At 59.2% G+C, this 22497-nt stretch carries 20 protein-coding genes; 4 read left to right on the top strand and 16 right to left on the bottom strand.

The annotated features are described in order from the left end of the window. Window positions 1–205 precede the first annotated feature (205 nt). From rpsI to eccCa, 6 genes are all read right to left on the bottom strand, one after another. Window positions 206–766: a 30S ribosomal protein S9 gene (gene rpsI / locus HMPREF3135_RS03875; RefSeq protein WP_016422091.1), complete on the bottom strand. Its 561-nt coding sequence runs from the start codon at window positions 764–766 to the stop codon at window positions 206–208. Continuing rightward, window positions 763–1206, bottom strand: coding sequence for a 50S ribosomal protein L13 (rplM, locus tag HMPREF3135_RS03870; RefSeq protein ID WP_005509852.1), 444 nt, complete (start codon window positions 1204–1206; stop codon window positions 763–765). The genes rpsI and rplM overlap by 4 nt, the downstream gene beginning before the upstream one ends. 320 nt (window positions 1207–1526) lie before the next feature. Then, a complete protein-coding gene (locus HMPREF3135_RS03865) occupies window positions 1527–1814 on the bottom strand; it encodes a WXG100 family type VII secretion target (protein WP_016422090.1) in 288 nt (95 codons plus the stop codon). A gap of 73 nt (window positions 1815–1887) precedes the next feature. Beyond that, on the bottom strand, window positions 1888–2214 hold the full coding sequence (locus HMPREF3135_RS03860) for a WXG100 family type VII secretion target (protein ID WP_005510029.1): 327 nt from the start codon (window positions 2212–2214) through the stop codon (window positions 1888–1890). Between the two features lie 202 nt (window positions 2215–2416). Then, window positions 2417–3805, bottom strand: a complete 1389-nt coding sequence (locus HMPREF3135_RS03855; RefSeq protein ID WP_070438123.1) for a type VII secretion-associated protein — start codon at window positions 3803–3805, stop codon at window positions 2417–2419. Then, window positions 3805–7632, bottom strand: coding sequence for a type VII secretion protein EccCa (gene eccCa / locus HMPREF3135_RS03850; protein WP_141739574.1), 3828 nt, complete (start codon window positions 7630–7632; stop codon window positions 3805–3807). The genes HMPREF3135_RS03855 and eccCa overlap by 1 nt, the downstream gene beginning before the upstream one ends. 193 nt (window positions 7633–7825) lie before the next feature. Between eccCa and eccD the strand changes: the two genes are divergently transcribed. Beyond that, window positions 7826–9241, top strand: a complete 1416-nt coding sequence (gene eccD, locus HMPREF3135_RS03845) for a type VII secretion integral membrane protein EccD (RefSeq protein WP_246818306.1) — start codon at window positions 7826–7828, stop codon at window positions 9239–9241. A gap of 14 nt (window positions 9242–9255) precedes the next feature. Continuing rightward, the gene (mycP, locus tag HMPREF3135_RS03840) at window positions 9256–10494 is read left to right on the top strand and encodes a type VII secretion-associated serine protease mycosin (protein WP_246818305.1); all 1239 of its coding nucleotides are present in this window, start codon (window positions 9256–9258) and stop codon (window positions 10492–10494) included. Here the strand turns inward: mycP and eccB are convergent. Then, window positions 10453–11895, bottom strand: a complete 1443-nt coding sequence (gene eccB, locus HMPREF3135_RS03835; RefSeq protein ID WP_070438110.1) for a type VII secretion protein EccB — start codon at window positions 11893–11895, stop codon at window positions 10453–10455. The genes mycP and eccB overlap by 42 nt on opposite strands. A gap of 114 nt (window positions 11896–12009) precedes the next feature. Between eccB and HMPREF3135_RS11110 the strand changes: the two genes are divergently transcribed. Further along, complete coding sequence (locus HMPREF3135_RS11110) at window positions 12010–13164, top strand: hypothetical protein (protein ID WP_083280607.1); 1155 nt, start codon at window positions 12010–12012, stop codon at window positions 13162–13164. A gap of 589 nt (window positions 13165–13753) precedes the next feature. On the opposite strand, the gene HMPREF3135_RS03825 is transcribed toward HMPREF3135_RS11110, so the two are convergent. The 9 genes from HMPREF3135_RS03825 to map form a co-directional block, all read right to left on the bottom strand. After that, window positions 13754–15895, bottom strand: a complete 2142-nt coding sequence (locus tag HMPREF3135_RS03825) for a DUF6541 family protein (protein WP_070438104.1) — start codon at window positions 15893–15895, stop codon at window positions 13754–13756. Window positions 15896–15954: 59 nt separating this feature from the next. After that, entirely contained in the window at window positions 15955–16845 is an 891-nt protein-coding gene (locus HMPREF3135_RS03820) for a tRNA pseudouridine synthase A (RefSeq protein WP_069359398.1), read from the bottom strand. Window positions 16846–17138: 293 nt separating this feature from the next. Next, window positions 17139–17609 carry a 50S ribosomal protein L17 gene (rplQ, locus tag HMPREF3135_RS03815; protein WP_016422080.1) on the bottom strand — a complete coding sequence of 157 codons (471 nt, stop codon included), beginning with the start codon at window positions 17607–17609 and terminating at the stop codon, window positions 17139–17141. 37 nt (window positions 17610–17646) lie between these two features. Next, on the bottom strand, window positions 17647–18672 hold the full coding sequence (locus HMPREF3135_RS03810; protein WP_016422079.1) for a DNA-directed RNA polymerase subunit alpha: 1026 nt from the start codon (window positions 18670–18672) through the stop codon (window positions 17647–17649). 73 nt (window positions 18673–18745) lie between these two features. Next, complete coding sequence (rpsD, locus tag HMPREF3135_RS03805; RefSeq protein ID WP_005509964.1) at window positions 18746–19351, bottom strand: 30S ribosomal protein S4; 606 nt, start codon at window positions 19349–19351, stop codon at window positions 18746–18748. A 24-nt stretch (window positions 19352–19375) separates the two neighbouring features. Further along, complete coding sequence (gene rpsK / locus HMPREF3135_RS03800) at window positions 19376–19780, bottom strand: 30S ribosomal protein S11 (RefSeq protein ID WP_016422078.1); 405 nt, start codon at window positions 19778–19780, stop codon at window positions 19376–19378. A gap of 3 nt (window positions 19781–19783) precedes the next feature. Beyond that, entirely contained in the window at window positions 19784–20152 is a 369-nt protein-coding gene (gene rpsM / locus HMPREF3135_RS03795) for a 30S ribosomal protein S13 (protein ID WP_005509836.1), read from the bottom strand. A 296-nt stretch (window positions 20153–20448) separates the two neighbouring features. After that, window positions 20449–20670 (bottom strand): translation initiation factor IF-1, encoded by a 222-nt coding sequence (gene infA / locus HMPREF3135_RS03790; protein ID WP_016422077.1) that lies wholly within the window; start codon window positions 20668–20670, stop codon window positions 20449–20451. 286 nt (window positions 20671–20956) lie between these two features. Further along, on the bottom strand, window positions 20957–21754 hold the full coding sequence (gene map, locus HMPREF3135_RS03785; RefSeq protein ID WP_070438101.1) for a type I methionyl aminopeptidase: 798 nt from the start codon (window positions 21752–21754) through the stop codon (window positions 20957–20959). A 137-nt stretch (window positions 21755–21891) separates the two neighbouring features. Between map and HMPREF3135_RS03780 the strand changes: the two genes are divergently transcribed. Beyond that, window positions 21892–22473: a hypothetical protein gene (locus HMPREF3135_RS03780; protein WP_070438098.1), complete on the top strand. Its 582-nt coding sequence runs from the start codon at window positions 21892–21894 to the stop codon at window positions 22471–22473. Window positions 22474–22497: the final 24 nt, after the last annotated feature.

Raw genomic sequence — 22497 nt, 5'->3', positions numbered from 1 at the left:
CCCATCGCACTGCAATCGCACTTTCATCGCACTGCAATCGCACCGCGATAAACGATTCTCGCGGCAGTTTTTAACGGATAAAAGTCTAACGTACGGGGCTTGTCCCAAAAATGCAGCCATGCCTGGTCACTGCGGACTTTAACCAAAAAAGCACCTCGGCTTGCGTGTAATACGCAAACTGAGGTGCTTTTCGAAGCAGTAAAGCTTAACGCTTGGAGTACTGCGGTGCGCGACGGGCCTTGTGCAGACCAGCCTTCTTGCGCTCGACAGCACGAGCGTCGCGGGTGAGGAAGCCAGCCTTCTTGAGAACGCTGCGCTCCTCCGGGTTGAACTCGTTCAGGGCACGAGCAATAGCCAGGCGCAGAGCACCGGCCTGACCGGACGGGCCACCACCGTTGATGTTGGCCTTGATGTCGAACTGGCTCTCGCGCTCGACCAGGACCAGCGGATCCTTGATCTCCTGCTGGTGCAGCTTGTTCGGGAAGTAATCCTCGAGCTCGCGGCCGTTGCAGACAATCTTGCCGGAACCAGCGGTCAGAACGACGCGGGCGACAGCGCGCTTACGACGACCGACAGTCTGAATCGGACGATCCAGGGTCAGCGGTGCAGCCGGAGCAGCCTCAGCCTCGGTCTCGGTAGCAACTGCGTCGCCGATGGAAGAGGTGAACTCTTCAGTGGCAGCAGCAGCGGCAGCCTGAACATCATCGTAGGAAGCCTCGGTGGCCTCTACGTTCTGGTTCTCATTGACGTCCTGTGGGTTGGTCACTGTGCCACCGCCTTGATCTCGTAGTTTTCAGGCTTCTGACCGGCGAACGGGTGCTCGGAACCGGCGAAGACGTGCAGCTTCTTGATGGACGCACGCGAAAGCTTGTTGTGCGGCATCATGCCCTCAATAGCCTCAGCGATAACACGCTCCGGGTGAACCTCGAGGGAACGACCCAGGGTCATCGACTTCAGGCCACCCGGGAAGCCCGAGTGGCGGTAGCGCATCTCACGTTCCCGCTTGTTCGAGGAGACGTGCACCTTATCGGCGTTGATGATGATGACGTGGTCACCGCAGTCGACGTTAGGGGCGAAGTAAGCCTTGCCCTTACCGCGCAGCAAGTCTGCGGCGTGAGTAGCCAGACGGCCGAGAACAACGTCGGTAGCGTCGATGACGTACCACTTGCGCTCGATGTCACCGTCCTTCGGATGGAAAGTAGACAACATGACTCCTTTTAGGGTCCGTGTAGATTTGCCAGCCACCGTGCACACTGTTGTTATTCCCCGGCGGCCGGTGGAGACCCGAGGCAACATTCACGTGTGCGCACACAGTTTGACTACTCTACCTTGAGATGGCACTAGAACAAAAAATGCCAAAGCCAGTCTCAGCCGCAAACTGCTGAGACTGGCCTTTCCCCCCCCCTGGAGTGCTGCTAGCAAGAATACTTCAAAGGCAGATACCTAACTGAAGATCTCAATTGAGCAATGTCCTCCCCTCCCCCGGTTACATAGCTCAATCAAAAGTGCCTCAAGCAGGAACCAAGCTATCCCCAGCTAGCTGCCGCGCGGCGGTTAATATCCGCCATTCGCTGGCTACCTGCGCTGACCGTATCCGCGATAGTCGTGAGAATCATATTGAGCTCCTCCGCTGCTGTGTCCCATTCACGCTGAGCCTCCTGGTAAGAATCCGAAGAGTCACCCTCCCACGTAGAGACCATCGGCGCGATGCGCTTCTTCAAATCTCCGAGCAGCCCGTTGATGGTGCCAGAAGTGGACCGAATGTCATCGGCAGCACCGTCGATGCCGCCAAAACTGTACCTAATTGGTTGCATTAAGAACCCTTTCCCCAAAAGGTGATGTGTGTTGTGTGATTCAGTGTTGTGGTTGTGCGATTCGATAAAACGTTTAGAGGTTCAGCAACGACGCACCCGCTGCTGCCACCTGCTTGAACGACGACGCCCCCTCGTCCTCGCCCGCATCGAAGCTGCTGGAATTTGCGCGGATGTTATCCGCGATATCCGTCAGCGCATTGGATAGACGCATAGCTGCGTCATCCCAACGAAGCATCAGATCATCGAAGCTGTCTTTAGCCTGGCCCTTCCATTCCCCCGCCAGACCGTCCACGACGCCTCGAATGCGACCCAGCTCGCCCTGTACTTCCGAGTTGACGCCATCGACGTCCCCCGCGGTAGTGGTCATTTGATCTGATTCGGCTGCAAATAGGTTTGCCACTGTTTCCCCCTTATTCGTGTTGAGTGACTGATTAACGACGGCATTTTTACCTCCCCGCGCGAGCCAGCCAGCTTCCCGCGTTAAAAACCCGTCATATTGTTTGGCGCGAAAAACCCCGATTCGGTTCCATTTTGGTTTTCCAACCTTTACCCCTGCCTACCCCCGCCCATCCCCCAGTCACTTTCTCTACGCCCCTTGCGTGTTACGGCACCGGCCGAGCGCTTACTACTGCCTGGTCGCATACGGGTCGTACCGGCGCAATAGTCCTTCCTCTGAACTGGCACCCCACACTGACTTGAGTTCCGTCCATCACTTTGTGATGCCAGAGCACTATCGAATTACCTGACGGCAGCCGCTCCTCTACGACTACGACATCGGTGCCCAGTACTTGTCTGCGTTCCGGCGCGGACTTTGTCTCATCCCCGGCAACGGAGCTGCTCAAAGCGGCGGCTAGATGTTCAAGCGCCATGTCCTGCGAAAGCGGGCTAGCGAGCACCAAGACGCGCATATCTCCGCCATCCACCGCAATCAGACGGTCTAACGGACTTGCCGAGTCAAGCTCCCACCCGCCGGGAAACCGAGCTTCCACGCCCGCATTGGTCAGTTTGACTACGGGAGCAGAATCGGGACCTGGTTTCGATGTGGATGGAGGCGTCGTTACAGGAGACGTAGTTACAGGAGGAGCCTGTGCGTGCGATGTCTCACGCTGCTTCTGTCTCCCTTCGTTCTCCCTAACTATGCCGCCACTAATGAGCCATGCAGCAATCCCAACAATCAGAACCACCACCGTCAACAAACCAACGGCAGCTACTGACACAACTGTGCTTTGATTCGACGCTGAGCTGACTTCTGCCCTGGCTGCAGGACGCCGCCCCGCGAAATCCTCCGACGGCTCCACTTCACCGGCTTCAGCGTCGCCGATGTTTTTCAACCAGGCCGGATTTACGCACTCCCCGAGCCGCGATGCTGGGCAGTCGATGACTAAAAATCCACGGTCGCGCAGACGATCGACTAGTAGAGCTCGCCGCGGGTTCGCTAGCCCGGGTGGAACTTCGCCGACGATGAACTCAATATCCTCCTGCCAGCGGGGCGGATACTCAGTGATACCGCGCCCACCACTAACTTCCACATCATCGGGTATCCCCTGGGGCGCATCCGGATACATGGTCAGCTGATAAGCCAGCGCAATGACTGTTTCCACCAATGGTGCGCTGTCGTTCGCTCCGACCAAATGTGTCATCCGACTGGCAATGTGGCCCCCGCTCAGACGAGTGACACAGACACGCGTTTCCTCTACTTCCACCAACACGCTATGAGACACAGTTGCCTCATCGAGTTCCACAACGGCGTCGGCAAGCGTCAGGATGTACGGATTGAGTTCGGTAGCCAATAGCGCGGAGGCCAGCCGGCACTGTCGCACAGCACCCCAATAGCTGGGCACAATGACTGTTTGCATGCTCTCGAGAAGCGGTCTAGGGCCATGCACCGCCAGTTCTGCGGTGTCTGCAGGTGCCGCGAGTCCCCACAGGTGCCAGGTGCCGTGGCGCAGCGTCGGGGTCTGGGTGGTGGAAGAAGATTCGACCCGAATCATCAACTGTCCTCCTGGTCACCAGCGGTATCCAACCAACCCAACTGCACAATCTGCGGACTCTGGCCGTGCGCCACCCAATAGCCACGGCCCGGCGGCTGCTCGCAAGGCTTTACGCCGAGGATGGGGCCGTCGTCGCGTGTGCCGTCCATAACAAAGACGCTGGCACCCTGGTCCTTAACCGCACCCATGACCGGGTCGTGGAGGGATCGCAACGCCCCGCTGATTCGACGGGCAAAAAAGATATTGAGCCCAATGTCGGCGGCGTGAGCGATGACTTCTGCCAGCGGCTGCAAGGGGTTACCCCGCGAGCCGGCCACGAGGTCATAGTCGTCCACGATGACATTGATGGTTGGACCACTCCACCAATTTCGGGCCTTCAACTGCGCTGGGGTGATATCCGGTTGCGGGAGACGGGCCTTCAGTACCTCTGCCAGCTCTGCCAGCATGGGTGTCGCCACCGCAGCCGAGCCCGCATAGCCGGCCAGCCGCTCTTGGGGCACGGCCTCCATTAGCCCACGGCGGTAGTCAATTACGACGAATTTCGAGTCCGACTGCGAGTACCGCAACTGGTGAACGATGCCCCTCAACGCGGCGGTTCTGCCACTGCCTGCCGAACCGAATATCAGTAGGTGACGATCCTTATCTGGGTGGAATATCACCGCGCCCAGACCGGCTTCTTCGAGCCCCACTGCAATCGCACCTCTCGCAGCGGCCGCTGGTCGCGGCAAACGCGCAATATCAATCCGCCGTGGCAACAACTGGAGCTTTGGTGCCTGCTCACCGTGCGGCGCTGTCTCTGCAATCCGCTTAGTGTCTGCAGCGCCGGTGAGAGCTACCAGCATCGCAAACCCGCCCGGCGCGACTCCGCGTCCTGGGCTCTCCGGCACCAGCTCCGCTGCCTTGCGGTCAATCATTGAATCCATCGACTCCGCCTGCCGCAGCTCAATCCGAGTACCAATCAGGTCGCGAACGGCAGGTCTCATGTCCGTCCAGCGATAGGCCGTGAGCAGGACATGAATTCCCACCGCCAATCCATCTGCAACCAGCGCCTGCACATCGTCACTCAGCGCCGGAAACTCCGTTTTGAACGCACCCCAGCCGTCAATGACCAACACCGAATCTGGCTGCCCTGCCGCCCGTGCTGCTTCCGACGAGAGCCATCCATTAGTGCGAAAGAGCTGTTCACGTCGGCTTACCTCACGACGTAAAAAACCAAGCGTACGGCGAATAAGCTCCTCGTCTCCGCGGTGTGCAACCGACGCGACATGCGGCAACTCAGCCAGGTCGCTCAAACCGCCCGCACCACAATCAACGATATAAAAATGCAGGTCACGGGCGCTGATGCCGTCGGCAAGCGCGAGGACCGCTGTGCGTGCAGCAGTGGTCTTTCCTGACCGCGGAGCTCCGACGATTGCCACGTGCCCGCCGGTTGTGCGCAGGTCAATCCGCAGTGGGTCTTGGCGCTGAAACAGCGGCTTGTCCACCAGTCCAATCACACCGGTCAACCGCTGTCGCGGCAGCTGCTCGTCGGGCTGGAGCTCGATGGCCTCCGGCAATGGTGGCAGCCACACGCGATGCGCACGTGTCGGTACGTGCGAGACCGCTGCCACCACGGCACCGAGCACCGTCTGCTCCGATGTCTGCGCAGGCGGATCCACCATTCCACCATCGCTTGACGACGCACCGAAAGCCTCCCGCGTCCAATTTTCAGCGGTAAATTCAGCGACAGCGGCGACCTGGCCCTGCAGCCCCTGCTCTGCCCCAGCCGCCGCACCGTCAACAGGCTGCGGACGGACCACCGGGCCGGAAACATACGCCGACCGAAAACGCACCGGCTCGGCGGCAGCAGATTTGATATACCCAATGCCCGGGATGGCCGGCAGATGATAGGCGTCCGGAACCCCCAGCACGCTGCGGGACTCCGCGACGGAAAAGGTCTTCAACCCAATACGATAGGAAAGATGGCTTTCCAGTCCGCGCAAGCGGCCTTCCTCCAGACGCTGACTGGCCAGCAGCAAATGCATGTGCAAACTGCGCCCCAACCGACCAATCGCAACGAAAAGCTCGGCAAACTCCGGGCGTGCGGAGAGCAGCTCCGAAAACTCATCCACCACAATCAGCAACGCGGGCATAGGTGGCGCATCTATCTGCCCAGAGCGCCGGGCCTGTTCATAGTCACTGACACCGGCGAAATTCCCCGCAGCACGTAGCTGCTCTTGGCGCCGCGTCATCTCACCGCGCAGTGCGTCTTCCATGCGGTTGACCAGGATAAGCTCCTGCTCCAAGTTGGTAATCACCGCCGAGACATGAGGCAATTGATCCAATCCCAGAAACGTCGCCCCGCCTTTGAAGTCCACCAGCACAAAGTTCAACTGATCCGGGCTGTGTGTAGCTGCGAGCCCTACCACGGTCGTTCGGAGGAATTCCGACTTACCCGATCCTGTGGCACCAACGCACAGACCGTGTGGCCCCATGCCGCCCTCGGCGCTCTCCTTAAAATCCAGATAGACCGGCGCGCCGCCGTCATCAGCCCCAACGGGAATACGCAGACGAGCACTGCCAGAGCGCGGTCGGTAGCGCAGAGTTGTCGGAGGCGGATACAACCCGAGCTCCTCCATAACCGGATCTTCCGAGGTCTTAACAGAATCATCTGCGCTTGTTGGCACTTCAAAACGCGCCAAGCTCCGCCCAAGAACCTCCGCTTCTGCTGGACTCAGCTGATCAGGTACACCAATCTCCTGCCTTCCGGACGCGGTTTCCGCATGCACAGCAGTAGTGGAAACGACCAGCGCGATGCCATGGTTAACCGCGGCCTCCCACAACGTTGACTGCGCCTCCACGACGGTCAGCAGAACTACCGAGGTCTCCGACCCCGCCGCGTCAAAAATCGGTGTCAGTTCAGTGACATCGAGCTGTCCGTTCGAATCCGCCAGCACAATCAGCACTGCAGCTGGCAGTGTGTCGATAGCCGTGAGCAGCTCAGTCAGCTGCGCACACGTCGCCGCCCGCAACCGCGCTGGGCCACAGGCATCAGTAACTGCGGGGTGTCCGTGGTGTGGCGTCCATTTCAGCCATTCCCACTCATCTCCCACAACTGCAATCAGGCAATCCTCCGGATGATGCAGCGCAGCAGCTTGGGCGACCATTGCTCGAGCCAGCCCCTGCGCCGCGGTATCTCCAGTGAGCGCGATGATCTCAAAGGCTGACACATCTATGGCAAAGGGCACTCCCTCAACCTGACGAGCCGATCGAATAACTTCCCGCAGTGCTACGGCGGAAACCGGATCCAGTTTCTCGGGCGCCGGAATTGCCGGTGGTGTTACAGGCGTTGCGGGCTGCTGCGTTGCCACCCCGATGCGCAGCTGCAAGAAATCCGAGTCCCCCTTTCGACGCTCGCACGCCCGCCCCATCGCCCCCAGCTGCCACAGAGTTCCAGGCCGAGGGTGGATAAACTGCGCCGATTCACGCTGCATCCTCGCTGCTTTCGCCACCGCGCGGCGAATACTGGACAAATGCCTCTGATAGTCCTTCCGCGCCGGTGCCATGTCCTTATTTCCCGCCCCGCCCGACACCATCATGCCCACAGTGGAAAACACCATCATCAGCGGAAACATAAACGACATCGGGTTACGTCCCATCCCAGAGACAAACATCAACACCACCATGCCGACCACCGCCACGACCATGATTAACGGCATGAGTGCACGCATCAGCGGCACCGGCTGTGGCTCGGGCGCTTCTGGAGGCGCATCCGGCGCGATTGTGCCCGTCATAGGCTGCGGCCCCGCTTTTCGGGTAGCCGAAATCTCCGCCTGTGCACTAGTCACAAAAATCCCCCCGCTATGTGTCGCCCCTTGTGTTCACTCGACGGCCAATCCCCCGACCAATCGGTGTACGCATAGCTTAAAACACACTCCGGATTCTCGCAGCGCATGACCGAAACTGATAGCGGGGGCACGCGCAGTTACTACTCCGAGTAGCGCTCTAGCGAGTTGTACGACACTCTAGAGGGACTAAAGCATGCAGAATTCATGGGGGAAATACATGCTGGGGGAACTCATTCGCGTGCGCATTGATGCCGCACACATGCCCGAAGACACCAACCGAGCACACGCAGACCTTGCGTTACCGACCAACGTCGCAATCGCCGCACTTGTACCGGATATCCTGCAAATTTTCGATATCGACATTGCGGACTTCCCGCTGGCACAGTGGCAGCTACGGACCGCCACTGGCACGATTTTGCTTGCCGACGACACCCTGAACGATGCCGGTATTGCACCAGGCGAACGCCTGGTTGTTATCAACGACCCAGGTCCCGTGCCCAAACCTCGGCTCTTCGATGCCGCCGATGCTATTACCGACACCACCTATACCGACGGTATCGGGACGGCTGATTTGGTTGTTGGCTGTACCGCAGCCCTCGTGGCCACAGCTTCAATCGCAGCTGCCTCATTGAGCTTGAGCAGTACCGATTCCACACTGGCCGCGGCAATCAGCTTCATCGCACTACTAGCAGTAGCCGGTGGACTGCGCCTGGCTCTGTTGCGTCGTGCAAAACCGGCGATTGTCATGTCCCTGGAGCTGCAAGTGCTCATTCTGGGCACCTCTTCGGGGCTCTGCTTCGTTGGCCTCGACCTACACCGCATACTCACCGACTGGCCGCCGACTGCTGCGATTAGTGTCGCGCTTGCCGTCATCGGTTTGATTTTTCTCATTTCCAACACCGGCGACGGCGACAACCGCATCACCGTTACCCTGGGCGCGGCGAGTCTCAGTGCTGCAGTTAACTTCGGTATTTACGCTGCGGCTGTCGCACTTTTTCACAACTCGGTTCAATCAGGAGCACTCACAGCTGCTAGTGCAGTCATCCTGATACTGCTGGCACCTTCCATCGCTATCAAGGCTGCCGGTATTCGCGTACCCAAAGTCCCTGCCGCCGGAGAGAGCTTCGATGACAGCGAAACTCCCGAAATATCCCACAACGCACCTAAGCGAGCGGGGTGGATTCTCGATGGCATCCTCTGCAGTGGCACCGGAAGTCTCAGCATCTTCACCCTGGTGGTAATTTTCTCCGGAGCCTATGCGAACAAGTGGTGGCCTCTAGGCATGGCTGCTGCTGTCATAGTCTTTTGTGCAATTCACTCCCGTGGCCAAGCCCGGAAAGTAGCCTCCACCTGTACTGCTTTAGCTGGTCTTGCCGTCATTGTGGCCGTCGCCTTTCAACAGTGGTTCGAGGGCAATTGGCCAGTCGCCGCTGGCCTGGTCGTCCCCATGCTTGCAGCCACCGCCTTAGCCGCATTTCCCGCGTCACGCATCTCACCTACAACGCGCCGCATAGCTGAGCTAACCGAGGCCTGCAGTATCGCCGTTATTTTGCCCATTGCAGCCATCATTGCCGAATTCCCTGAGTTCGTAAGTGGGTTCTTCCAGTGAAAAACCCACTTTTCATGAATGCCATAAAAACTCGTCTCACCGCCACGGCCGCACTTTCCACAGTGCTTATCTCGACGTTGACGGCGGCCACCGCAGTAGCACCGTCGGGCATCGCACCAATAGCGGCTGCCCAGAACAGCCAGGACTGCGTGGCCACGATGCTGTCGTCGGAAAGCGCACTGCATGAACCGACGGTGATCGAAAAAGCTCTTCGGTTTCGCCAAGCATGGCAACTGACGACGGGTGCGGGGATTACGGTGGCGGTAATCGATACCGGGGTCTCACCCAATGAGCGCCTGGGCGAGGTTCTCGACGGTGGCGATTTTGTCGACGGCAACAGCGGGTTCGTAGACTGCGACGGTCACGGAACTCTAGTAGCCGGCATTATTGCAGGCCGGCCCGGTGCCGATGGTTTCGCCGGACTGGCGCCCGACGCGCACGTGTTGTCGATAAGACAAACGGCCGATGGCGAAGGAAATTTGGAGTCGCTGGCACAAGCTATCGACAAGGCCGTCGCGGAGGGCGCGAGGGTCATCAATATCTCGCTCACATCGTGTGCCCCGGCAGGTGTAATGCCCCAAGGTGCAACGGATGTTGCCGAAAGCGTCGCTCGCGCGGAAATCTCGGGCGCAGTAGTGGTCGCAGCGGCAGGCAATAAGGGCGATAGTTGTCAGGACGGATCCGTAGCGTGGCCCGCAGTTCTGCCGGAGGTAATCGCAGTATCAGCAGTACAGTTCGACGATGCCGGCCAAGCACAACCCGCGGAGTATGCAATCACGGGACAATGGGTCAATGTCTCCGCTCCCGGCGGCCCCGTACTCGGTCCCGATCCGCGCACCCCTACCGGTCTCATAGACCGCCACGTGTTCGGGTCCGGGGATAACACCCGAGCTCAACAGATTGCCGGCACCAGCTTTGCCACACCAGCCGTGTCGGGCACAGCTGCCCTACTGCTGGCACGAAACCCAGAGCTTTCCCCAGCACAGGTTCGCGACATCATCCTTAATTCCGCGAGCCCAATTAGTTCCGGGCTCGGCCTTGGTCGCGGCATCATTGCACCTTATGACGCTCTGATTTGGACCACGGTGGACACTGCCGCGCAGCACGACGCCAATCCCGCGGCCGCACCGGCTCCACCGGATCTGCTTTCTTCGCAGGAGCGCAATGCACCGCTCCGGGCGACTGGACTGCTCCTGATATGCGCACTGGGCCTAGGTGCCTGGCTGCTCTCGCGCCCCAGACAGCGGCCCTAGCGCCGCCTGCTTACTCAGCTCAGGGCCTCCGCGCAACGCGGCCAGCACTTCCCAGTCCACTGGTCGCGTGCCACCGCTATCGGCATTGGTTGATGCATTAAACCCGAGGGCAGCCAACGTCGTGCGATCGTGCACAGCAAAGCGCATCCCCTCTGGCGAAATGACGTGTACGGCCCCATTTACGCTTACTGCAATCGAGCTGCGCTCACGGCTGCGACCATCCACGAAACCGTCGACGGCCGCACCCGAACCGTCGGCATGCGGGTAATCCACGTGCCGTCCCTCCGGAGCATGCTGCGACCACTGCACGAGAGCTTGCGGCCGTCCTGCTATCCGGCCGGCACACAACCAGCCATCAGCATCGGCAAACGTCAACGGCTTTTCAGGTAGCCCCGGGACTGCTGGTGCATTCGCAACGGGAACTGCAGCCAGCTGCCCCTCACTGGCCTGCAGAACTGGGCTATGCGCAGCTAATAGCTCTCCTAGCACCGGGGAGAGAATCGCGGCACCGTCGTCAAGCACGATAACGCGCCGCTGCCCGACCTCAACCACATTGCCGACTGTGTCGAATGGGGCGGCGAAGTGTGTAGGTGCGCCGCGGTTCGGGATTGCTGGCGCGGCCAGAATCGGAACCTCCGGAATCGTTCTGAGCAACGCAGGGCTGACAGGCCGGACTGCGGCGCGTTCCAACCCCAGCGCTCGAGAAACAGCGGCGTGCTCCGGGTGGTTGACATCCAACCGTGAGCGGTAGCCCTGCGTAATCAGCCAGAGGTTTTGGCCATCGGCAACGACGGCACTGTCCGAGTGGGTCCGGGTAAGCTGCTGCGGTTCCCCACGGACTTCTTCAAGACGCGCAAGTGACTCTGCAACAATCCACGGCTGCCCGAGGTCTTGGACCGTCCGCTCGCACAGAGACAGTGCCAACTCCGGCGCACCTGCGCTGCCCTTCTTGGCAGCTCCCGAGGCACCAGAGCCTGCCGGCGCGGCCGGAACTGCTGGTGCGCCCTCAATCCCAACAGCAAAACTGATGTCCTCTTTGTCCAACTCACTACTGCGCACCCGTTTCGGCTCAACAGGATTGCCCAAAATTAACCGCGCCGACGCGAGGTTCGCGACTGGATGCAATCGACCATTGACACGTACATGCAGGCCCTCCGACCCCGACACGACTATCAACTGCTCATTGGAGCTTGAACCGCCCTGCGGCCGCACCAACGACAGCACCGCAGTGCCGGCGGCCAGTAAAACCACCAGCGCACAGCCGATAAACAGTGCTCGCGTTCGCGTGCGCAAAGGGTCGTGCAGCATTCGCGAATCCGCACGCACAAGCGCATGCTCAATCCGACGAATCAAGAATCGATGACCGCTGACCTGGCTAGGCGTAGTCGGCGTACGTGGCATGAGTTTCCCCCAAAACTATTCCCCCAAATAATCTCTACCCTGCAGAGTAAGCCAGGCCGCGCTACTGTGCGACCAGGGGAATTTTAGTGGGGAACATATTGGGGGGATTTTCACATGCCATTGTCATTGTGGCTGCTCATTACAGCAATAACCATCACTGCAGGCGCGCATGTCCCTGTGCGCGGCCGCAGCCTTCGCGACCGCCTGCGACGCACCGAACCAGGACAACTCATCGGGCTACGTCTCACGCCAGGCCTGCGCAACCAGCTAAGCGCTGCGGATATCGTCTCGCTTGCCGACGACAGCCCAGTGACCTTGGATGCGCTGTGCTTTTATCACATTGCGCCGGAAGTCCGCGGAGAGCATGCACACCGCTACTTCCGAGCAGCCGAGCGCTCCGGCACGAGCCCTGAGCCCTGGACACATCTGGTGGCAACTCTTCCGGTGGAAACCTCCGCTGACAAAGCCCTACGCTTCCTCATCCACCGGCTGGGAACCCTTGGTATTCGCGCACGGCGATTGACGGCACCGGAATGTGCTCTGACTGAGAGCTCTGCGGAGGTCGTGCAGCTGCGCCGCACTGGACGCTCTCATCATGTGGCGGCGTTGGGACGCAAACCGCACCTGTGGTTAAGCCGACAACGTGACATCGCTATCACTAATGGTCCGGCGCAGGTCATAGGAGCCGGGAGCAGTGGACAAACCATCACAATGTGTCCCGCGAACGTCCCCCGATTGGAGGTCGACTGCGGCAATCAGGACATTTGTGAGCTGCTCATCGGAATGCTCTCGCTCGGCTATCGAGTCGGAATTCGCACGTCCCGTCCACATTTCTATACTGTGGCTCTTGATCTGGGCGCAGTACTTCTCGCTCGAGCTGGAGACGACACCGTCGATGTGGTTGTTGTCGAAGAGTATGAGCCCGACCTGTGTACTGGAATCGCGAGAATCATCGAGGTCAGTCGTACAGGTTCGCCCACGGCAGCAGCAGCGGAAATGCCAGCTTCGTGCCCTCGACTGGCGATGGGCGAATTCACCTGGACGCTATCTACCGCCCGCACTACCGATGAATTGCAGCCACTAGCTATGCGGGCAACTAGCGGTTTAGTCCCGGAATCAACGCACCCAAATCTGGCAGACCGCCCGGCGCCTGGGAGCCGTCAGGCTCACCTTGCCCCGCTGGGTCATTCGGAGCGCCATTTTCTTGGTCACCCGGCTGACCGCCTGCTGCAGGAGGCACATCCTCCTTCGGCATCTGTGCACCAGTGACATTGCCATTGTCGATAGTGGCAGCGCCCGCTGGTCCCGAGCACTCCAGAGTCGACGGGCCATAGGCGGCACAGTTGTAACCGAATGCGCTCAACTGAGAATTCGCTGGCAGCGTCTTCATCTCACCCGCCGGCGGGAACGTCAGGACCTCGTAAGTAACTCCCCCCGGGTTCCAGGACACAGCATTGGCGGGAACCTTGTTTCCCGTGCCGTCATCGACCATCGGAGGATTGGCAAGATTCACCTGGCAGGCCAAGTAGGCGTCACCGCTCAAATCGTTGAGGAAGCAACGTGTCGTGCCATCCTCCAACTGAAAGAGTCGAGTATTTGGGCCGTCCGCCGGGGTGTAATCCGCATCATTGACCTGGGTGATTGCAGGAGTTTCCGTCGGCGTCTCTGATTCTGTCGGTGTCGTCGACTCCTCAGTCGGCTTCGGCGGAGTCGAGGATTTAGTCTTTGCGGAAGAACTGACGGAGCGATTCGAGACTTCCGGCTTAGCCGGCTCGTCGTCTCCACATCCGGCCAGCGCGAAAGTCATCATCACACCGGCTGCGATCGTTGCCATAAATTTATTCATCCGCATGGTGTCCTAACCTACCCGACCATCGCTCCATCCCCTAGTAGCCGAGGGAGGAATTACTTCCGGAGAACTAGCTCGCATCTCGTCGATGCGTTCTGGCGTAATCACATCATTGAAGGCGAAGATAGTTACTTCCCTATCTCGATAAACAGGGGTTACCCCTGGAGCTACCCAGAGCCCTTCACCAGGAAACTCTAAATCCTCCTTGGAATCCCAAATACCCGGGGGTGACAAATAGATGAATCCCACGTTCAGCTTTCGGGCTGAGCGATCGACATCGTTCACCCCATCCGGCCGATCGGGGTCTGGAAAACCGAGGTAATCAGCGTGCCAATACAGCATTGAGGTAGCAGTCCACTTATTCGCCACTGGCCAATCATAGTGCGGGAACACTACCGGCAAGTCATTGCGAGCGTACATCCAGCTGGACCCCTCCGGCGGATTCGTCAACGTGCGGTACTTATGTGCCTCCGGCTGCTCGGCCAACCAATCAAATGCCTTTAAGTCAGCCTTGGAAATGATTTGCCATTCCCTAGGGCTCTTGTAGGCGAAATCCGCAGCGCTAGCATTAGACGCCACTCCATAGACCACAAGTACAGCAGAGCTCACCGTCGCTAAGCTCAACCCCAGAACCCGCCCCGTCGATGGCACCTTTGACTCACTAATTCGAGCCGCCCACGCGCAGCCCCACGCCACCGCGATACCCGCAAACGCGGAATACAGATACGCGGTGACCATCACCAACCGGTGAGGCGTCGAATAGTGAAGATCCGTATACAGCGCGAGAATATCGCCCGGCACGCCACCAAAATGATTGAGCGCGTGGGTCGTCATCAACACCGAAACAAACCAGGCCGGTACTACCCACACCCGTCGGCGCGAAGTACCTGCGAAAACCAAAAACGCCATCCCGATGAAACCGAGGATGATGATTGGCCAGAACGGCCGGAATTCCTCAGTGTGGCGAGTCAACATCGTGGCACCTCGATACCACGCATCGAAACGATCGAGGTCGTCTACTTCAGCGCTAACCGCGCGCACATCCTCGGTCTGAGAAGTTCCCGTAAGCCACTGCGGCAGGAGAACTGCCACTGCTGGCACAAAGGCGGCTGCAATCACCGCGACGTCGTAAAGCCTGGCGCGAACCGCACCCAGTTCAGGATGCGCGGGACGCGGCAGGCGGTAGCACAACCACCAGATTGCACCGAGCATAACGACTGTAGGCACCGATGCCGGATGGAGCTCTCCGATACCGATTATCGAAAGCGCGGCGCTCAAGATGCGCTGAGGTGCGTGCGGGAGCGACGTAACAAAGGCAAAAACGGTAATCGCTAGTGCAATCGAGACCTGGTACGGCCAGGCCCCCACGAAGACCCCGACGGGCATCAATACCGGAAGCGCTGCGGAAACAAGCGCTGCAACCCCCGCGGCAACGGCGGTGGACAGCTTTCGGCGATCAATAATTCTCCAGGTCAGCGCCGCAGCTGCCGTGGGTATGGTCACGGCCGGAATGATAATGCCGAGGTAATTGACTGCCTCGGTGATTGGTAGACGGACAATCAGTATCCAAAGCGCACCGAACGCATGCCATGCGGCGGGATAGTAGGACACCGCCTGAGTTTCCACATTCTGAATCTCGCCCATTCTAGTGGCCGAGGCCATGCCGTCTTCCGTAATCGAACGGAGCACACTTGCATGCCAGAGTGTGTCCCAGCCTTGCTGGATGGTCGCCATCCCCTCGGACATTGAAGCGATGCGGCCGATAGCGGTCCACGTGAGAACCGCCGCTGCGATGATGACTCCGATACTTGCGATTAGCCCATAGCCCAACTCGCGCCATCGACTTGCGGCGGGCGGCTGCGTCTCGGCCGACACTGAGCGATCGACACTACCGCGCCGCCGCCGAATCAAAGCGCTGCCGCCACTCCAGCAAAGCGCGAGAAGTAGTGTCACGGCCCAGCAGATAGACGCACTTACCAAGGTGAAGCGCACATCGATAGCGCCGAGCGCCCACCCTGCGGTACCTGCAATACCAAACGTCACCGCAGGACCGAGGGCCAGCGCCCACGGAGTACGAACGCCGCTGGCTCGCACTACAACAGCGCCGGGGATTACGAGCAGCGCAACCAAGCTAACAATTGCCCACACCACTACCGAACACTCCTCCTACGGTCACTTTCTTCAGGGAATATTACCGAGAGCTTGTACATTTAAGCCTCGTTCACATCTGTCCGGGCATCACGACGCTCGCGGGTCTGCTCCGCCCTGGCCGCCAAATCAGCATCGTCTGGGTAATCAACACCTACCAGGCTGAGCCCACGCGCCTCTGCCACCGGGACCAACGGGGAACGCTTCTCTTCACTCAACAACTGTTCAGTGAATCCAACCGCACGTCGCCCCTCACCGACACTAAGGCAGGCCCCAACCAGTGAGCGCACCATAGACCAGCAGAACGCGTCGGCAGTCACATGGGCCTCGTACAGCTCTGGTTCTTCCCGCGTAGATACGTCGAACCACTGGAACTGCTGTAAATCTCTAGTGGTCGTCGCATGCGGCTTGTGTCGGCAAAAAGCGGCAAAGTCATTGAGCCCCAGTAGGGCATCAGCCGCCACCTGCATGCGGTTGATGTCCACTGACCGCCGCCAGTGGGCCGTATCGCGAGCACGGGTAGGAAGCGGGCCACTGACGCAACTAGTGACACGGTAGACATAGTGCCGACGTAACGCGGAAAAACGGGCATCGAAACCCGGGGGCGCAAACGAGGTGCCTCTAAGCGTCACGTCCGCGGGCAATAGTCGCGCTACACGACGAACCAAATTACCCGGATCCCCTGCGATAGAACGTGTGTCTAAACAGGCGACAGGAACATCTGCGTGAGCCACCTGCCCGGAGGCATGGACACCAGCATCTGTACGACCGGCCACAGTCAGTTGCACTGGAGTGCGCAACACCTTCTCCAGAGTGGATTCCAACGTCGCCTGCACAGTCCGCACCGGTTCTCCCGTTGGCTTATCGCGCTGAGCAGCCCAACCGTGGAAACCTGTCCCGTCATAGGCAATGTCAAAACGCAACCGAACCAGGTCGGAGTCGGTGCTCCCCATAGCGGCACGATCGGGAGAATCGCACGGGGTATCCGGAGTCGTTGGAGTAAGTGATGTCACGGTTAACAGATTGTAGCCGGGACCCCGGATTAGAGAATCAGCAGTTTCCACCGCAGGGTCTCCGTATAGCTCTCAATGTTGGTGCGTAATCCGTCGGTGTAACCGGAGGCAGAACTGGGGACGGGCGCTATGCACCGTCGTTAAGCACAAAGAACCCCCGGGAGAGCGTTCAGATATGAACTGCTCAACGGGGGTTCAAAGCTGTGAAGGCCAGAAGCCGTCGGCGAGGGGAATTACTCCTCCTCTGCAGCCTCAGCCTCAGTAGCCTCAGCCTCTTCGGCCTTTGCCTCTTCAGCCTGCTTGGAAGCAGCAGCGCGAGTTGCGCGAGTTGCCTCAGCAGTTGCGGTCTCTTCCTCAACCAGAGCGATCAGAGAGATCGGGGCATTGTCGCCCTTGCGGTTACCCAGCTTGATGATGCGGGTGTAGCCGCCGTCGCGATCAGCGAACTGCGGACCGATCTCGTCGAACAGCTTCTTAACTGCGTAGTTGTCGTTAAGCAGCTTTGCAACGTTGCGGCGATCTGCGAGAGTGCCGCGCTTTGCCTTGGTGATCAGCTTCTCAACGTACGGACGCAGCAGCTTGGCCTTGGTGTCGGTGGTCTTAATCTTGCCGTGCTCGATGAGCTGCTTCGCGAGGTTGGCCAGAATCTTCTTCTGGTGCGAAGCGGAGCCGCCGAGACGGGAACCCTGCTTAGGGGTAGGCATAGGTATCTCCTCGTTTTAATGAAGTCGCGTCGGTGAACTACTCGTCGTAGCCAGCGCTTGCGCCATCAGTCCAGTCAGCGTCATCGCCCGAGGCAGCGTCCAAATCAGCGACAGCAGCCGGGTCGAAGTTGTTCGGGGAATCCTTCAGAGCGAGGCCAAGCTCAGCGAGCTTCTCCTTGACCTCATTGATGGACTTGTCACCGAAGTTGCGGATATCCAGCAGATCCGACTCGGTACGAGCAGCGAGCTCACCGACAGTGTGGATCTCCTCACGCTTGAGGCAGTTGTAGGAGCGCATAGAGAAGTCCAGATCCTCAATCGGAGTCTGGTACGCAGCGACATCCTCAGCCTCGCGCGGGCTCGGGCCAATCTCGATGCCCTCAGCAGCCTCGTTCAGCTCACGTGCCAGACCGAACAGCTCAACCAGAGTCTTGCCTGCCGACGCCATTGCGTCGCGGGCGGTGATCGAGTTCTTGGTCTCGACATCGATGATCAGCTTGTCAAAGTCGGTGCGCTGCTCAACACGAGTAGCCTCCACCTTGTAGCTGACCTTCAGAACTGGCGAGTAAATCTGGTCCATCGGAATGCGGCCGATTTCGCCACCGGAGTTCGGGGTCGCCGGCACGTAGCCACGACCACGCTCAACGATCATCTCAATATCCAAGCGACCGGAATCATTGAGAGTAGCAATGTGGTGATCCGGGTTATGAATCTCCACACCTGCTGGGCACTCAATGTCTGCAGCGGTCACCGCGCCTGCACCTTCGCGACGCAGGTAAACGGTAGCCGGCTCATCGAACTCGCTCGAGAGCACCAGACCCTTGATGTTCAGGATGATGTCGGAGACATCTTCCTTCACGCCCGGGATAGTGGTGAACTCGTGCAGCACACCGTCAATGCGGATGCTGGTGACTGCAGCGCCCGGAATGGACGACAGCAACGTACGACGAAGAGAGTTACCGAGGGTGTAACCGAAACCCGGCTCCAGCGGCTCGATAACGAACCGGGAGCGAGAGGAATCAATGTAGTCCTCGGTCAGCGTTGGGCGCTGGGAAATGAGCATTTTCGAAAATCCTCCAGGTGGCGACCGCTATATGACGCCATAGGGAATGAATGGATGCAAGCGAAGTTGGTTATTACTTCGAGTAGAACTCGACGATCAGCTGTTCCTGAAGCGGAATGTCGATCTGTGCGCGTTCCGGGGTCTGGTGCACGAGGATGCGCAGGGACTCAGGAACAACCTGAAGCCATGCCGGGACGACAGCGTCGACCAGGTTCTCCTGTGCCTCTTCGAACCAAATCATCTTCTGCGACTTCGGGCGCACGTCGATGATGTCGTACTGGCTTACCTGGAAGGACGGCACGTTGATCTTTTTACCGTTAACGGTGAAGTGGCCGTGGGAAACCAGCTGACGAGCCTGGCGACGGGTACGAGCCAGACCAGCGCGGTAGACAACGTTGTCGAGACGCGACTCCAGCAGGACGACGAGGTTATCGCCAGTCTTGCCCGGACGACGGTGAGCCTCGGCGTAGTAGCGACGGAACTGCTTCTCCATCACGCCGTAGGTGAAACGTGCCTTCTGCTTCTCCTGGAGCTGGAGCAGGTACTCCGACTCCTTGATACGAGCGCGGCCAGCCTGCCCCGGAGGGTAGGGACGACGCTCAAAGTTCATGTCGCCACCGACGAGGTCGACGCGGAGACGACGGGACTTACGGGTTGCGGGACCGGTATAACGGGCCATTTCTGTTCTCTCCTTACCCTATTCCTAGACGCGACGACGCTTCGGCGGACGGCAGCCGTTGTGCGGCTGAGGGGTCACATCCGAGATCGAGGACACCTCAAGGCCAGCGGCCTGGAGGGAACGGATGGCGGTTTCGCGGCCCGAACCCGGACCCTTAACGAAAACGTCAACCTTCTTCATACCGTGCTCCATGGCCTTACGAGCAGCGTTCTCGGCGGCCATCTGAGCAGCGAACGGAGTGGACTTACGAGAGCCCTTGAAACCGACGTGACCAGAGGAGGCCCACGAGATAACAGCGCCCTTCGGGTCCGTGATGGACACGATGGTGTTGTTGAAGGTGGACTTGATGTATGCGTGGCCCTGAGCCACGTTCTTCTTTACAACGCGACGGCCGGTACGACGGCCGCGTGCGGACTTCGGAGCTGCCATGTTTTACTTCTTCTTTCCGGCGATCGTCTTCTTCGGACCCTTACGCGTACGAGCGTTGGTCTTGGTGCGCTGACCACGGACTGGCAGGCCACGACGGTGGCGCAGACCCTGGTAGGAACCAATCTCAATCTTGCGGCGGATATCAGCCTGAACCTGGCGGCGGAGGTCACCCTCGACCTTCCAGGTAGCTTCAATCACGTCACGCAGCGCAGCAACCTGCTCATCGGTGAGAGCGTCGGTGCGCAGATCCGGAGAGATGCCGGTCTTCTCCAGCAGCTCATTGGCACGGGCGGGGCCGATGCCATAGATGTAGGTAAGAGCGACCTCCATACGCTTGTTGCGTGGCAGGTCAACTCCAGCAAGGCGTGCCATACGGCAATTTCCTTCCGGTTGATGCGGTGGTTTACTCCACTGCCATCCTTCCCAGACCCGGCTTACTCGGTCGGACGCCGAGTCGCGCAAGTGTTATAGAAAGGCTCCAGCCACCGTTGCCGGAGGTATTCTCGCTTACTTCTGTGGAAAAGCTTTCATAAAGAACCGCCGCGCTAATCTGCTGAGACACCCGGTCTCAACATCACGCGGCCGTCACCAGAAGCAGCTAGGACGGTGGAGTTTCTGTCTAGTTAGTAAATAAGCCCATAACCACTACCAACAGTGGTCAGGTCGATTTACTTGTAGCGGTAGACGATTCGCCCACGCTCGAGATCGTACGGAGAAAGCTCCACTACGACTCGGTCTTCCGGGAGAATACGGATGTAGTGCTGGCGCATCTTGCCACTGATATGGGCGAGCACCTTGTGCCCGTTGTCCAGCTCCACTCGGAACATCGCGTTCGGCAAGGGCTCGACGACGCGACCCTCAACCTCAATTGCGCCTTCCTTTTTAGCCATGTCCTCCACGTCTCTCTGGCGGATACCCGGGACAATCCCGGCACCAGTTGGGAAATCTCTACTCTGCCTGGTGTTTTAGCAGTTCCGTGCAGGGATAATCATCACTGCAGCGACACTGCGCCCACACCATCGCCCAACTTTACACGCGACCTGCGTTTTTACCAAATACGACCACTATGGGACCGGTTGCAAGCGACGGCAGGCGGATTCGCTCCACGCGCTCAGAATTCATCGCAGCCTTTATGGCAACATTCTGACCTTTCGCGTGGCCCTCACGCACTAGTTATTAATATCGAGGAGTCAAAATACGGGGGCCGTCCGCCGTGGCGGCAACTGTGTGCTCCCAATGGGAGGCCGGCATTCTATCGGCGCTGACGACCGTCCAGCCGTCGTCAAGCTCATCACTACCCCACTCGCCGCCGAGAATGAGCATCGGTTCAATGGCCAATACGGAGCCTTCGACGATGCGGGGCCCCTTTCCTGCTTTGCCTTCGTTGGGAAGGAAGGGATCCATGTGCATCTCGCGCCCAATGCCGTGCCCGCCGTATCCATCGACGATGCCGAGTTCAATATCGTGGCGCAGTTCAGCCTCACGGGTGGCCATTTCAAGCGCATACGAAATATCGGTGAGGCGAGCGCCCGGCACCATGGCCTTAATACCTTCGGCGAGGACCTCTGATGTCGCAATGTTCAGCTTTTCGACATCGTCACTCAGCTTTCCGACGCCGAAAGTAAGTGCCGAATCGCCGTGCCAGCCATCCAGGATTGCGCCACAGTCAATTGAGACTAAATCACCATCGGCGAGAACCGTAGACGAAGACGGAATGCCGTGGACAATCACTTCGTTCACTGATGCGCAGACAGATGCCGGGAAGCCTTCGTAGCCAAGGAAGGACGGCGTTGCGCCAGCATCGATAATGACCTGGTGCGCAATCTCATTGAGATCTGCCGTGGTGACCCCTGGCTTAGCGGCGTCTCGGCAGGCTAGCAATGCACGACCGACGATCTCGCCGGCCGCTTGCATCGCATCCAATTCTCCCTCGGTGCGGGCAGGAACTACTTTGCGGCGGCGTCGAAAACTCATCACGCTGGTTGAGTCTACTCTGCCCCAGAAGGGAACCACCGGCTAGCTGTACCCCGCCACCTACGAGGGCGCCGCTCGGATCGCTGCCACTTCCGAGAAATTTACACCCAAAGATGAGCTGCCCTACGATAACTGGCATGCATTCACTGTTGAAGTCCGCGCAGACTGCGGGCGTTGTTATTGCTGCCAGCTCGCTTTTCCTGATTGGCGCATGCTCAAGCAACCCCGAACCGTCGCCAGCGCCGACTGTCCCCTCCACTTCCCCTGCCACGGAATCGCCGGAGGCCCCTGGAAGCACCTCGGGTTTCATGGGCGCCTCTGCACTGCCTGAGTCGATCCAAAACTTCACACCTGATGCAATTAAGGAGGCGATTGGCAGCTGCGTCGAGTCGGATGACTCTAAACCCGTCATTTTTGGCAGCGAGAGCGTACATGGCTTCACCTGCGTAATGGCAGTTGGCGACGGTGGCACCGCAATGCTCAGTACGGCCGAGGACCCGGCCACTGTCGAGCGCATTAACGAAAAGGCTGAGTCCGTCGAAAACTACGCACCATACGAGCTACCCGGCAAGCACGCATTTAGCGGCATCAACAAGGGGTCCCCTTTCGTAATGGTTATCGACGAGGATAACCGCATCTACCAAGAGTTCGTTTTCGCGAATATTGGCGCCGAGGCCGCACAACCGCTTATCGACGAAATCATTCAGGACTTCCAGTAGCCCTCACTATCGGCTGCCCCCCCC

It is taken from the genome of Corynebacterium sp. HMSC14H10, assembly GCF_001807105.1.
Classification (GTDB): domain Bacteria; phylum Actinomycetota; class Actinomycetes; order Mycobacteriales; family Mycobacteriaceae; genus Corynebacterium; species Corynebacterium jeikeium_D.
Note: the sequence above shows the minus strand (reverse complement) of the source record. Positions and strands in the feature narration are given on the sequence as shown.

Coding starts and splice junctions, on each gene's coding strand:
- eccB (WP_070438110.1), bottom strand. CDS start 11,895: ATGCCACGTACGCCGACTACGCCTAGCCAGGTCAGCGGTCATCGATTC.
- rplQ (WP_016422080.1), bottom strand. CDS start 17,609: ATGCCTACCCCTAAGCAGGGTTCCCGTCTCGGCGGCTCCGCTTCGCAC.
- HMPREF3135_RS03810 (WP_016422079.1), bottom strand. CDS start 18,672: ATGCTCATTTCCCAGCGCCCAACGCTGACCGAGGACTACATTGATTCC.
- HMPREF3135_RS03820 (WP_069359398.1), bottom strand. CDS start 16,845: ATGGGGAGCACCGACTCCGACCTGGTTCGGTTGCGTTTTGACATTGCC.
- rpsD (WP_005509964.1), bottom strand. CDS start 19,351: ATGGCCCGTTATACCGGTCCCGCAACCCGTAAGTCCCGTCGTCTCCGC.
- mycP (WP_246818305.1), top strand. CDS start 9,256: ATGAATGCCATAAAAACTCGTCTCACCGCCACGGCCGCACTTTCCACA.
- eccD (WP_246818306.1), top strand. CDS start 7,826: ATGCAGAATTCATGGGGGAAATACATGCTGGGGGAACTCATTCGCGTG.
- rpsM (WP_005509836.1), bottom strand. CDS start 20,152: ATGGCACGCCTTGCTGGAGTTGACCTGCCACGCAACAAGCGTATGGAG.
- HMPREF3135_RS03855 (WP_070438123.1), bottom strand. CDS start 3,805: ATGATTCGGGTCGAATCTTCTTCCACCACCCAGACCCCGACGCTGCGC.
- map (WP_070438101.1), bottom strand. CDS start 21,754: ATGAGTTTTCGACGCCGCCGCAAAGTAGTTCCTGCCCGCACCGAGGGA.
- infA (WP_016422077.1), bottom strand. CDS start 20,670: ATGGCTAAAAAGGAAGGCGCAATTGAGGTTGAGGGTCGCGTCGTCGAG.
- rpsK (WP_016422078.1), bottom strand. CDS start 19,780: ATGGCAGCTCCGAAGTCCGCACGCGGCCGTCGTACCGGCCGTCGCGTT.
- HMPREF3135_RS03780 (WP_070438098.1), top strand. CDS start 21,892: ATGCATTCACTGTTGAAGTCCGCGCAGACTGCGGGCGTTGTTATTGCT.
- HMPREF3135_RS03865 (WP_016422090.1), bottom strand. CDS start 1,814: ATGCAACCAATTAGGTACAGTTTTGGCGGCATCGACGGTGCTGCCGAT.
- HMPREF3135_RS11110 (WP_083280607.1), top strand. CDS start 12,010: ATGCCATTGTCATTGTGGCTGCTCATTACAGCAATAACCATCACTGCA.